Origin of the sequence: Octadecabacter sp. SW4, assembly GCF_008065155.1 — a bacterium.
Classification (GTDB): Bacteria; Pseudomonadota; Alphaproteobacteria; order Rhodobacterales; family Rhodobacteraceae; genus SW4.
In genome coordinates, this window is record NZ_CP042819.1 from 3,034,433 (window position 1) to 3,046,479 (window position 12,047).

General features: G+C 60.5%; 11 protein-coding genes. 1 reads left to right on the forward strand and 10 read right to left on the reverse strand.

Going from position 1 to position 12,047, the window contains the following annotated elements; genetic code table 11:
- Positions 1–11: 11 nt before the first annotated feature.
- Positions 12–665, reverse strand: a complete 654-nt coding sequence (locus tag FTO60_RS15090) for a peroxiredoxin (RefSeq protein ID WP_148056721.1) — start codon at positions 663–665, stop codon at positions 12–14.
- Between the two features lie 146 nt (positions 666–811).
- Here FTO60_RS15090 and FTO60_RS15095 point away from each other — a divergent pair, with 146 nt between their 5' ends.
- A complete protein-coding gene (locus FTO60_RS15095; RefSeq protein WP_148056722.1) occupies positions 812–2,239 on the forward strand; it encodes an aldehyde dehydrogenase family protein in 1,428 nt (475 codons plus the stop codon).
- Between the two features lie 111 nt (positions 2,240–2,350).
- On the opposite strand, the gene FTO60_RS15100 is transcribed toward FTO60_RS15095, so the two are convergent.
- From FTO60_RS15100 to FTO60_RS15140, 9 genes are all read right to left on the reverse strand, one after another.
- Positions 2,351–3,001 carry an RluA family pseudouridine synthase gene (locus tag FTO60_RS15100; protein WP_148056723.1) on the reverse strand — a complete coding sequence of 217 codons (651 nt, stop codon included), beginning with the start codon at positions 2,999–3,001 and terminating at the stop codon, positions 2,351–2,353.
- Positions 2,998–3,903, reverse strand: coding sequence for an EamA family transporter RarD (rarD, locus tag FTO60_RS15105; protein ID WP_148056724.1), 906 nt, complete (start codon positions 3,901–3,903; stop codon positions 2,998–3,000). Before rarD ends, FTO60_RS15100 begins: the two co-directional genes overlap by 4 nt.
- 39 nt (positions 3,904–3,942) lie before the next feature.
- Positions 3,943–6,384, reverse strand: a complete 2,442-nt coding sequence (locus FTO60_RS15110) for an FAD-dependent oxidoreductase (RefSeq protein WP_148056725.1) — start codon at positions 6,382–6,384, stop codon at positions 3,943–3,945.
- Positions 6,385–6,393: 9 nt separating this feature from the next.
- Positions 6,394–7,287 (reverse strand): homocysteine S-methyltransferase family protein, encoded by an 894-nt coding sequence (locus tag FTO60_RS15115; protein WP_148056726.1) that lies wholly within the window; start codon positions 7,285–7,287, stop codon positions 6,394–6,396.
- On the reverse strand, positions 7,284–9,734 hold the full coding sequence (locus tag FTO60_RS15120; RefSeq protein WP_148056727.1) for an FAD-dependent oxidoreductase: 2,451 nt from the start codon (positions 9,732–9,734) through the stop codon (positions 7,284–7,286). Before FTO60_RS15120 ends, FTO60_RS15115 begins: the two co-directional genes overlap by 4 nt.
- Entirely contained in the window at positions 9,727–10,077 is a 351-nt protein-coding gene (locus FTO60_RS15125; RefSeq protein WP_254696826.1) for a GFA family protein, read from the reverse strand. The genes FTO60_RS15120 and FTO60_RS15125 overlap by 8 nt, the downstream gene beginning before the upstream one ends.
- Positions 10,078–10,106: 29 nt before the next feature.
- The gene (locus FTO60_RS15130) at positions 10,107–10,724 is read right to left on the reverse strand and encodes a LysE family translocator (RefSeq protein ID WP_148056729.1); all 618 of its coding nucleotides are present in this window, start codon (positions 10,722–10,724) and stop codon (positions 10,107–10,109) included.
- Positions 10,724–11,290 carry a helix-turn-helix domain-containing protein gene (locus FTO60_RS15135; RefSeq protein WP_148056730.1) on the reverse strand — a complete coding sequence of 189 codons (567 nt, stop codon included), beginning with the start codon at positions 11,288–11,290 and terminating at the stop codon, positions 10,724–10,726. The genes FTO60_RS15130 and FTO60_RS15135 overlap by 1 nt, the downstream gene beginning before the upstream one ends.
- A 69-nt stretch (positions 11,291–11,359) precedes the next feature.
- Positions 11,360–11,812, reverse strand: a complete 453-nt coding sequence (locus tag FTO60_RS15140; protein ID WP_148056731.1) for a GAF domain-containing protein — start codon at positions 11,810–11,812, stop codon at positions 11,360–11,362.
- Positions 11,813–12,047 lie beyond the last annotated feature (235 nt).

A 12,047-nucleotide genomic window follows, 5' to 3' on the forward strand; every position in this document is an offset into this window, starting at 1 on the left:
TTTCAACCGGCTCAGGACGGCAGCTTGGCCATCCGCAGATAGGGCAGTTTCGTATCGATCGCACCGTATTTCGCGATCGCATCGGCGTCTGACACAGTTGTCGGCACAACCACATCCTGACCAACCTGCCAGTTTGCAGGCGTGGCCACGTTTTCGCGTGCCGCTGTCTGCAATCCATCGAGGGCGCGCAGCACCTCGGCAAAGTTACGGCCTACGTTCATCGGGTAGGTCATCGACAGTTTCAGCTTTTTATCGGGACCGATGATGAAAACCACGCGCACGGTCGCGCTGTCAGCAGGCGTGCGGCCATCGGGCAAATAGGCCTCGGCGGGCAGCATATCGAACGCCTTGGCAACCCTGAGGTCTTCGTCAGCGATGATCGGAAAACCGGCCTTGGCACCCCCGACAGCTTCGATGTCGGTCTTCCATTCCTTGTGTTCGGCCACGCCGTCCACAGATATGCCCATCACCTTGGTGTCGCGCGCAGCCCATTCATCGGCCAGTTGCGCCACGGCACCGAATTCCGTTGTGCAAACCGGCGTGAAATCCTTGGGATGGGAAAACAGGATCGCCCATTTGTCGCCAATCCATTCGTGCAGATCGAATGTGCCCTGATCGGTTTCAACTGTCAGATTCGGGATCGTGTCGTTGATACGCAGACTCATGTCGTAACTCCTTATGCCAATGTCGCGGCCACTCGTATCGGCCGTCTCATCCACCTATATAAGGGGGCGAAACCTGCACTACTACCACCGCTTGCACCTCGTTTTGTGCGGTGACAGTGTGACGCAAATTTCAAGGGAGAGCTGTCATGGTCGACAACCGCAAATTCTACATCAATGGTGCATGGGTGAACCCGGCCAAAGCCAATGACTTTGATGTCATCAACCCCTCCAACGAGGAAGTCTGCGCGACAATCTCGCTGGGTGGTCAAGCCGATACCGACGCAGCCGTCGCCGCCGCACGCGCCGCGTTTGATGGCTGGGCCTTTACGCCCAAGGGCGACCGCATCGCCCTGATCAAGCGCCTGCTTGAAGTCTACAACGACCGGCAGGAAGAAATGGCGCAGGCCATGTCGATGGAAATGGGCGCCCCCATTTCCATGAGCCGCGTCAATCAGGTCGGCGCGGGCAGTTGGCACCTTGAAGGGTTCCTGAAAGCATTTGAAAACTTCGAATTCGAGCGCGACTTCACCGCGACCGAAAAGACCCTGCTGGAACCGATCGGCGTCTGTGCGCTGATCACGCCGTGGAACTGGCCGATGAACCAGATCGTCCTCAAGGCCGTGCCTGCGATGGCCGTGGGCTGCACTGTTGTGCTGAAACCATCGGAAATCGCTCCGCTGTCTGGTCTGTTGTTCGCAGATTTCTGCGATGAGGCCGGTTTCCCCAAAGGCGTGTTTAACCTTGTGAACGGGGACGGCGTGGGTGTCGGCACCCAGCTTTCAACCCACCCCGAGGTCGACATGGTCAGCTTTACCGGATCATCGCGCGCAGGTATCGCCATTTCCAAGGCCGCTGCGGATACGCTGAAACGGGTCAGCCTTGAACTGGGTGGCAAGGGCGCGAATATCCTCTTTGCGGATGCGGGCGAAAACGCGATGCACTACAGCGCCGACCGGTGTTTCCGCAACTCGGGCCAGTCCTGCAATGCGCCAACCCGCCTGCTGGTCGAACGGTCCGTCTATGACCGCACCGTCGAGGTCGTGAGCGAAGTCGCCAACAACACCCGCGTCGGCCCCGCCAGCGAGGAAGGCAAGCATATCGGTCCCGTCGTGTCCGAGGCACAGTTCAACAAGATCCAAGGGTTGATCGAGGTCGGCATGGGCGAGGCGCGCTTGACCGCCGGTGGTCTTGGCCGCCCTGACGGGCTGAACCGCGGCTTTTACGTCAAGCCGACCGTTTTTGCCGATGTGGACAACACCATGACCATCGCGCGCGAGGAAATCTTTGGCCCGGTCCTGTCGGTCATCCCCTTTGATACCGAAGAAGAAGCCATCGCCATCGCCAATGACACGCCCTATGGGCTGACCAATTACATCCAGACGCCAGACGACGAAAAACGTCAGCGGGTCGCGCGGCGCCTGCGTTCGGGCATGGTGGAAACCAACGGTCAGGGCTTTGCCCAAGGCTCGCCTTTTGGTGGCTACAAACAATCCGGCAACGGGCGCGAGGGCGGCACGTTCGGGCTTGAAGATTTCCTTGAAGTCAAAGCCGTCAGCGGATGGGTCTCCAAGTAGGCACACCGCAGGTTAGCAGGGCGCGGGGGAAACCTCGCGCCCGTTCTCTTTGATTCGATGCAAGACGGGTGATCGGCGGCTTCGGCTTGAGTCCGGGCCGAGTGTTCCACCCTAAAACGGCGCAGCGGCCGTGATCCGCATCCCCTTGCCGCCGTCAGGATGGCGGAACTGCAAGGTTTCCGAATGCAGCATCATCCGGTCATAATCGCGCGCCACACCCGTCGCATAGAACGGATCGCCCAAAATCGGATGGCCCAGCGACAGCATATGCACGCGCAACTGGTGCGACCGCCCGGTCTTTGGCATCAACCGCACCCTTGTTTCCCCGCCGCCACTGCGCACAACACGCCAATCAGTCTGCGCTGGTTTGCCCGTTTCGTGACAGACCATTTGCAGCGGCCGGTTGGGCCAATCGACGATCAAGGGCAGATCGACCGTGCCGGTCTTCTCCGCCATCTCGCCCCAGACACGGGCGGCATAGGTCTTTTTCGTCTGGCGTTTTTCAAACTGCAGGCCCAAATGGCGCTGCGCATGGCGCGTCGCGGCAAAAATCATCACACCCGACGTATCGCGATCCAAGCGATGCACCAGAAGGGCCGTGGGAAACACCGCCTGCACCCGCGCCAAAAGGCAATCGGCCAGATGTTCACCCTTGCCCGGCACTGAAAGCAGACCCGCAGGTTTATCCACCAGAATAACCTCATGGTCCTCGTGCAGGATCACCAGCGGATCGGTTGGGGGGTCATAGTCGCTGCTGCTCATCGTCGGCGCCGGAACACGGAAAGCAAATAGATTGCAACCGCCGCCCAGATCATCGGAAAGGCAATCGCGCGGGCCTGGCCAAAGGGTTCGTCAAACAGGAACACCGCCACCAGAAAGATCATCGTCGGCGCGATATATTGCAGGATCGCGATGGTGGTCAGGCGCAGACGTTTCGCCCCATTGGCATAAAGCAACAAGGGCACCGCCGTGACCACACCACAGCCCAGCAGCAGCCAGACATCACCGCCCGACACGGTAAAGTGGCTTGCGCCTGTGCTTTCCAGCCAGCCCCAATAGGCCAGCGCCGGAAACAGCAAGATCAGCACTTCCAGCAGAAAACCCTGATTAGGGCCAATCGGCAGGGATTTCTTGCACAGCGCATAAAGCCCCCAGGTCAGGGTCAGCGCCAAAGCCACAACCGGCAACCCGCCGCGATCAAAGGTCAGCACCAGCACCGCACTGGCGGCCAGCGCGATGGCGACCAATTGCAGACGGTTCAACCTCTCACCCAGAAACACCGCGCCCAAAAACATGCTGAACAGCGGGTTGATATAATAGCCCAGCGCAGCTTCGAGCGCTTGATCATTGGCGATGGACCAGACGTATATCCCCCAGTTGATGGAAATAAGACCCGCTGTCAGGCACCCTAAAAGGATCGTGCGTGGCGATGACAGCGCGGCGCGAATGTCACCCGTGCGGCCTAGGACAACCAGCACTGCCGCCGCGATCGGCACCGACCAGATCACCCGATGCGCGACAACTTCGGCGGATGGGATATGCGCCACCAGCTTCATGTAAAGCGGCAGAAACCCCCACAGCACATAGGCCGAAATGGCAAAACCCAGACCAGCGGGGCTATCACCGCTCTGGATCGGTGTTGCAAGGGCGTTGGGATGGCTCATGCCCCCTCATATCAGTGGTAAAGTGGGTTTCAACCCACGTTACGCCTTCACCCGCTCCGATTTGGGATCATACATCGGCCGCAATGACGCCTCGGCGCGCACGCGCGTGCCCATCACGTCGATCTCGTAGGTGCTGGCCAAGACATCCGCCGGGCTTTGCCCCTTGCACGGCACATAGCCCAGCCCCATCGCGCCGCCCAGATGATGGCCATAGGCCCCCGACGACAGATAGCCGACAATCTGTCCGTCCCGCACGATCGGCTCGTTGTGATACAGCAGCGGTTCGGGGTCCGTCAGCCGGAACTGCACCATCCGCGCGTTCAGCCCTTCGTCCTTTTTGCGCAAGACCGCATCACGCCCGAGAAACGCCGACTTTTCGGTTTTTACGGCAAAGCCCAAACCCGCCTCAAGCACGTGATCCTCGCTGGTGATGTCATGTCCAAAGTGGCGGAAACCCTTTTCAATCCGGCAGCTGTCCATCATGTGCATCCCGCACAGTTTCGCACCCATATCCTTCCCGGCACCGTGCAACACCTCGAACACATGGCCCGCCATGTCGGTGCTGATGTAAACCTCCCAACCCAGCTCGCCCACATAGGTCACGCGATGAACGCGGGCGCGGCCCATGCCAATGTCGATCTCTTGCGCTGTGCCAAACGGGTTCGCGTCATTGCTGAAATCAGCGGGCGACACGGTCTGCAACAGCTTGCGCGCATTCGGGCCCATCACGGCCAGCACACCTTCGCCCGCGGTCACATCGGTGATCACCACGTTGAAATCACCCTGATGGCGGCGCATCCATGTTTCATCGGCCAGCCGCGTGGCCGCAGGCGTGACCACCAGATAGGCGACTTCACTCAACCGCGTCACGGTCACATCCGCCTCGATCCCAGCGCGACTATTCAGAAATTGCGTATAGACGATCTTGCCCACCGGCACGTCATATTCGCCGCCGCCGATGTAGTTCAGAAACGCCGTGGCATCACGCCCCTCGACACGAATTTTACCGAACGACGACATGTCATAAATGCCGACATTTTCACGCACCGCGCGGTGTTCGGCAGCGACATTGTCAAAAAAGTTCTGGCGCTTCCAGCTGTAGGCGTAAGCTGGGTCTTGACCCAGATTACTGAACCAGTTGGCCCGCTCCCACCCGGCCAATTCACCCATCACCGCGCCTTGGTCCAAAAGCTGCTGATGGAAGGGCGTGCGCCGTAAACCGCGCGCCGTGGCCTTTTGCCGAAAGGGGAAGTGATCGGCGTAAAGCAGTCCCAGCGTTTCTTTGGAGCGTTCAAAAAGATAGGTCTTGTTGCCCTGAAATGGCTGCATCCGGCTGATATCGACGTCACCCAGATCAAAGGGCTTTTCGCCCTCATCCATCCACTGCGCCAGCGCCATACCGGCCCCACCCGCCGATTGAATGCCGATGGAATTGAACCCGGCAGCAACCCAGACATTGTCCATCTCGGGCGCAAGCCCAAGGTGATAGGCATCATCAGGCGTGAACGACTCCGGCCCGTTAAAGAACGTATGTATCCCGGCCTCGGCCAGCATCGGCATACGGTTCACGGCCTGTTCGAGGATCGGTTCGAAGTGGTCGAAATCCTCGGGCAGTTGATCAAATTCAAAGTCCGGCGATATGCCTTCCATACCCCAGGGTTTCGCATTGGGTTCAAACGCACCCAACAGGATCTTGCCCGCGTCTTCCTTATAATAGGCGCATTCATCAGGCACCCGCAGCACCGGCATTTGCGTCAGCCCCGCGATCGCCTCGGTCACAATATAAAAGTGTTCGCAAGCATGAAGCGGGACGTTGGTATCAAGCATCCGGCCAACCTCGTGGCCCCACATACCTGCGCAATTCACCACATGATCACAGCTGATATGGCCGTTTTCGCCGCCGCTTTGCCAGTCAACGCCGGTGATGCGCCGCCCGTCGCGTGTCACGCCTGTGGCCTTGGTTCGCTCGGCCACGACCGCGCCGTTCTGGCGTGCGCCCTTGGCCAGTGCCAGCGCGATATTGGCCGGATCGCCCTGCCCGTCCTTGTCCAGATAAACACCTGCCGCGACGCCCGCGATATTAAGATGCGGATACATCGCCTTGACCTCGTCAGGCGAGATTTCGTCCACATCCACGCCGAACGCCCGTGCCATCGCCGCAGAGCGGAAAATCTCCTCGCGCCGCTCCGCGCTCAGCGCCACCGTGATTGATCCACAGCGCTTGAACCCGGTGGCAACACCGGTTTCGGCCTCAAGGTTGCCGTAAAGCTCTTGGCTATACTTCGCCAGTTTCGTCATATTCGCGGTCGCGCGCAGCTGCGCGATCAGCCCCGCCGCGTGCCAGGTCGTGCCGCTGGTCAATTGCTTGCGTTCCAGCAAGACAATGTCTTTCCAGCCCTGCTTGGCCAGATGATAGGCGACGGAACAGCCAATCACGCCACCACCAATGATGACAACGCGGGCGTGGGTTGGAAGAGTCATAATGGCACCTCAGACAATTTCATGGCCCGCCGCGCGCAACGCGCGGGCCGTTTCAGCGATATGCGCCGGGCCAACCTCACAGCAGCCCCCGACGATTGTGGCGCCCGCATCAACCCAGTCCAGAACATAGTCGGCATAGACATCCGGCCCTAAATCACGGCGCGGCGACAGGGCATCAACGGTCGGCTTTTCCTTTAGAAAATCCTCGGTGATCTGGGTGAATCCGTTCGCATAGGCGCCCACCGGCAGCCCGAACGCCGCCAGTTCACGCACCGCATCCGCCATGACTTCGGGGGCCGAACAATTCGCCAGAAAGGCGGCAACCTGTCCGGTCTTTGCCAATCCCGCCAGCGCCGAAATCGGTTCACCTGATCGCAGAACAGTGCCGTCGCGATCGCTCACCGTTACGGCCAGCCACACAGGTTTTCCCGCCGCCCGCGCGCCTTGGGCAATCGCCACCGCATGCGCCACAGATGCAACGGTTTCGCACAGGATCAGATCAACGCGCGGGCCGATCAATGCCGCAACTTCAGCGTATTTCGCCACGGCCTCGGCGTGCGGCGGGTGGGTGTCCGGGCGATAGCTGGCGACAAGCGGGCCAATCGCACCCGCGATGCGCCCACTGCCCTGGGCTGCGCGCGCGGCCTCGGCCTCGGCCAGCGCCGCGTCATGCAGCGCGGCGAATTGCCCGTCCATTGCCGTGCCCGCCAGCCGGTCATGGTGGATCGCATAGGTGTTGGCCGTGGCGATCGTGGCACCGGCGGCAAAGTAATCCGCATGCACCTGCTGCACCATGCCGGGGTGATCGACCATCACCTGCGTTGACCACAGCGGGGTCGGCCGGTCACCGGCGCGATGCACCAGTTCCTGCCCCATGCCGCCATCCAGAAGGGCTATGTTCATGCACGGAGTCTTTCGTTCAACGGATCCCACAGCGGCGCATCCTCCTGCACCACCGCGCGGCACATTTCGCCAAAGATATTGACCTGCAATTGGGTGCCCGGCACCGCCAGATCGGCGCGCACCATGCCCAGCGCGATGGATGCGCCAACGCGGTGCCCATAAGCGCCCGAAGTGGTTTCGCCAACGATCTGCCCATCGTATGACAGGGTCGACATATAGGGCGCGTCGCAATCACCCGCATCAACGATCAGGGTCACGAACCGCTTGGCCACACCGCGTTGTTTTTCCGCCATGATCGCCGCCTTGCCCGGGAAATCCTGCGGCTTATCAAGCTTGATAAACCGGTCCAGCCCACCTTCGAGCAGGGAATAATCCGTCGACAGATCGCCCTTCCACGCGCGATACCCCTTTTCGATCCGCAAGGAATTCAGCGCATACATGCCAAACGGTTTCGCCCCCGCGGCCAGCACTGCATCATAAATGGCGGCGATATCTGCGTTTTCCGCGTGTATTTCCCAACCCAGTTCGCCCGCAAACGAAAGCCGAACCAGCGCCGCCCACCCTCCGGCAATCGCGGTTTCCTGAAGGCTGAGCCACGGCAAATCCAGATCGGCCTCGCAAATCTGCGCCATGAGATCGCGTGACGCGGGGCCAGTGACGATCAGAGTGGACATTTTGTTGGTCCAATCAGTCATTGTGAAAGCGGCGTCGCTGGGCATATGGCGTTCCAGCCATTCCCGGTCATGCCATTGTGCAGTGGCGGCGGTCACGAGAATGAACAGGTTCTCCGCTTCTCTCGATACACTCATCTCGGTCAGAATGCGGCCGCGATCATCGGCAAAATAGACCAGCCCCGCACGACCCACCTTGGGCAAGGCACCAGCAACAAGACCGCGCAGCCATTCGTCCGCACCTGGTCCCTCAAACTTGAAGCGCGAAAACCCTGGCAGATCCAGCACACCCACATGATCCCGCACCGCTTCACATTCTTCGCGCACGCGGGCCTCCCACGGGCCTTTGCGGCTCCATGTATGCGTTGAGTCCTCGGAGGTATCATCGCCCGGCCTGGCAAACCAATTCGCCCGCTCCCAGCCGTTATAGGCACCCATAACACCGCCAAGCGCGCGCACCTTGGCATCGACGGGTGACAGTTTCTTGTCGCGCCCGGCGGGCCACTCGTGCTGCGGGAAATGCATGGCGTATTCGTGGCCATAAACCTCGCGCGCCTTTTGATCGCAGTAATCCTGATCGGTGTAGTCAGTATAGCGGCGCGGATCGCAGGCCCACATATCCCACTCGGTCTGGCCCTCGATGATCCATTCGGCCATGACCTTGCCCGCGCCGCCCCCTTGGGTGATCCCGAACGTAAACACGCAAGCCTCATAGGCGTTTGGCACGCCGGGCATCGGCCCCATCAGCGGCAAGCCATCGGGGGCATAGGGAATCGGGCCGTTGATCACGCGGCCAACACCGGCGGTGCCAAGAAGCGGCACACGTGCCATCGCGTCCTCGATATACCACTCCAACCGCTCCAGATCGTCGGGGTATAGCTGGAAACTGAAATCCTCGGGCATGGGATCGTCGGGGGTGACCCAATGCGCCTTGCAGTTGCGCTCGTAGGGGCCAAGGTTCAGGCCATTCTTGTCCTGACGCAGATAATACGAGCTGTCGACATCGCGCAGCAGCGGCACCTTGCGGCCCTGCGCCTTGGTCCAGGCGGCCAGTTCGGGGATTTCCTCGGTCAGGAAATACTGGTGCGACATCACCGTCATCGGCACAGTGCGGCCACCATAGGGCTTGAACCATTCACCGACGCGCTGTGCATAATAACCGGCAGCGTTAACCACCTTTTCGCAACGGATATCGCCCTTTTCGGTGTGCACGATCCATTCATCACCATCGCGGGTCACGCCGGTGGCCGGGCAGAACCGTTCAATCCGCGCGCCAAGGCTGCGGGCACCCTTGGCCAAAGCCTGAGTCAGCTGTGCCGGGTCGATATCGCCATCATCGGGATCCCAAAGGCCGCCCGCAAGATCATGCGTTTCCAGAAAGGGATAGGCGTCCTTCATATCGGCAATCGACATCATCTCGACGTCCAGACCCTGATAACGCGCCATAGAACGGGCGCGTTCAAATTCCATCATCCGGTTCTTGTCATGGGCCAGCCGGACTGATCCCGTCACATGGTAATTCATCGGATAATCCACGGCCTCGGCCAGACCCGCATAAAGACCCAGGGAATAGCGCTGCATGTTCATCACCGCCCAGGACGTGCTGAACGACGGGCAGTTGCCCGCGGCATGCCACGTGGACCCGGCGGTCAGCTCGTTCTTTTCCAGCAGCACGCAATCGGTCCAGCCCGCCAGCGCCAGATGATACAGCGTCGAGGTGCCGACGACACCGCCACCAATGATGACCACGCGGGCCGTTGTCGGGAAATCAGCCATTTTCTTGCTCCTCTTGGCGGACGTTGTCCGTGATGTCATAGTAATCGCCCTTGTCGGCGGTAAAGATATGGCGCTCAAGGTGCAGACCCGTGGGGCCATCAACCGCGCCTAGGGCAACACCTGTGTCCGGGTCGGCGTGACCTTTCCAGAACAGGAACGACCCGCAGGTCGGGCAGAACCCGCGCTTGGCGGCGTCACTGGCACGATACCAGCGCACATCACCTTTGATCGTTAGATCATCGTCCATCACCTGCACGGCGGCCCAGTAATGGCCCGACTGCTTGCGACACTGTGAACAATGACAGGCGGCGGGGTCGCGGGCGGTGCCCTTTACCTCAAACATCACTGCGCCGCACAAACATGATCCTTGCATCAGACCCTCCCCGGGGTTTGCGCGCTGCCCAGCAGCACACCGTAGATAATGAAACACACCGCCAGCCCGCGCCGCAGCCAGACGTTGAACACAGCCCCCAGCGCCGCACGGCCCAACCCCGCACCAAGCGCGGTATAGGTCATATAGCTGCAGGCGGTTAGGGTCAGCGCCGTGGGGACAATCACCCACATCTGCGTGCCCAGCGGCACATCAGGCTGCACGAACTGGCTGAACGCAGCCAGATATCCGGCCACGCTTTTCGGGTTGATCGTCGCGATGGCAAAGGCACGCCAATAGACCGACCCGCCGCCCTGCGCGATTTTCGGCGCACGATTGGCCAAAAGCCAGCCGCGTAGCCCAAGGAAAACCAGAAACCCCGCACCGACCAGCTTTGCGGCCGAAAACGCTTGTGGTGACGCGGCTATCAGCGCCGTGACCCCAAATGCCGACAGCGCCAGAAACAAGGCCGCCTGCGTCAGGATCGCCGCGACCGCAGGCAGGCTGCGCCAAAATCCCAGCGTCATGCCGTTGGTGATGCAATTGACGGCATTCGGCCCGGGCGTAGTGACAAACACCAGCCAGAAGGTCGCGAAAATGCTCCACCCCGCAAAGGTCATCAATACACCGGCGGGGCGATAACCCAGATTGCGACACAAGGGGCATCATAGGGGTTCATCCAGCGAAACGGCTCTCCGCGCACACGGAAACTGTCGCCTGCATTCAGGTGATGGGTCTGGCCCTTGATCCAGATATCCATACGTCCGCTCATCACAAAGCCGACCTCTTGGGTGGCGCGGCATACCGGGGTCTTGATCTGGGAATGCGGGGCGAAAGTGGAATGCACCACCTCAAAATCGTCCGTCAGATCGGGCGACAACAACTCCTCGACCAGACCCGCAGCGCGCGACCCGATCGGGCGGCGTGCATCGCGGCGCACAATAAAGCCCTGTTCGCCACTTGGCGCGTCAGAGCGAAACAGGCTGTTGACCGACACATCCAGAAGTCCCGCAATCTCGCGCAGATCAGTGATCGAGGGTTGGGAAAGATCGCGTTCAACCTGGCTAAGCCACCCCACCGAGCGACCAAGCTGATCGGCCAAGGCGGCCAGCGTCACCCCCCGCGCACGGCGCAACGCGCGCAGATCAGCGCCCAGTGTTCCGTGCTGTGGGGTAGCGTGAATCATGGAACCGTCGTGAAATTATTGCCCGGAATTTCACGCTGCCATGATTCCGTGAAATCTCAAAGCAAAATTTCACGATCGCGCAAAGACATCGTGCAAAATCGCCACCAGCGCATCGGCATCCGCCTGCGTAAAGGCATCGGGCTGGTCGCTGTCGATATCAAAGACGGCAATCACCTGCCCCGAACCGTTAAACACCGGCAAGACCAGTTCCGACCGCGTGGAGCTGGCGCAGGCGATATGCCCCGGAAAGGCGTCAACATCGGCCACCAGTTGCACCTGCCCCGTGCGCGCCGCCGCACCGCAAACCCCGCGCGAAAACGGGATCTGCAAACAGCCGTGCCCCCCTTGATAGGGGCCAATTTTCAGCATCTCGGGCGCCGTCACACGATAAAAGCCCGTCCAGTCAAAGCGCGGATCGCTGTGATGCACCTCGCAGGTCACGGTCGCCATCAATGCAACCGGATCGTCCTCGCCCTTGGTCAGGCTGGCGATGGTTTTGGCAAGCGTCGCGTAATCAGGCATGGGCTGAACCTTTGGCTGGGCAGGAACTTGCACATTCTTGAACACAAGACCGACAAGGACGCAATTGAAACGAAAAGCCACAAAAGCGCCATGACACAATCACACGACCGCCCGAAACCCGGTGCACCCTGATCCCCGTAGCTGCATAGGCTTCTCCCGGCGGCGCGTGAACAGCCCCCACCCAGTGCGGGCCGTCGGGATACTTCCCCTTGCGCGATCCCGCCCCTAGGGTTGT

What these genes read in the sequence shown, in the direction of transcription:
- FTO60_RS15090 (WP_148056721.1), bottom strand. Translation starts at nt 665, where the DNA reads ATGAGTCTGCGTATCAACGACACGATCCCGAATCTGACAGTTGAAACC.
- FTO60_RS15095 (WP_148056722.1), top strand. Translation starts at nt 812, where the DNA reads ATGGTCGACAACCGCAAATTCTACATCAATGGTGCATGGGTGAACCCG.
- FTO60_RS15100 (WP_148056723.1), bottom strand. Translation starts at nt 3,001, where the DNA reads ATGAGCAGCAGCGACTATGACCCCCCAACCGATCCGCTGGTGATCCTG.
- rarD (WP_148056724.1), bottom strand. Translation starts at nt 3,903, where the DNA reads ATGAGCCATCCCAACGCCCTTGCAACACCGATCCAGAGCGGTGATAGC.
- FTO60_RS15110 (WP_148056725.1), bottom strand. Translation starts at nt 6,384, where the DNA reads ATGACTCTTCCAACCCACGCCCGCGTTGTCATCATTGGTGGTGGCGTG.
- FTO60_RS15115 (WP_148056726.1), bottom strand. Translation starts at nt 7,287, where the DNA reads ATGAACATAGCCCTTCTGGATGGCGGCATGGGGCAGGAACTGGTGCAT.
- FTO60_RS15120 (WP_148056727.1), bottom strand. Translation starts at nt 9,734, where the DNA reads ATGGCTGATTTCCCGACAACGGCCCGCGTGGTCATCATTGGTGGCGGT.
- FTO60_RS15125 (WP_254696826.1), bottom strand. Translation starts at nt 10,077, where the DNA reads ATGTTTGAGGTAAAGGGCACCGCCCGCGACCCCGCCGCCTGTCATTGT.
- FTO60_RS15130 (WP_148056729.1), bottom strand. Translation starts at nt 10,724, where the DNA reads ATGACCTTTGCGGGGTGGAGCATTTTCGCGACCTTCTGGCTGGTGTTT.
- FTO60_RS15135 (WP_148056730.1), bottom strand. Translation starts at nt 11,290, where the DNA reads ATGATTCACGCTACCCCACAGCACGGAACACTGGGCGCTGATCTGCGC.
- FTO60_RS15140 (WP_148056731.1), bottom strand. Translation starts at nt 11,812, where the DNA reads ATGCCTGATTACGCGACGCTTGCCAAAACCATCGCCAGCCTGACCAAG.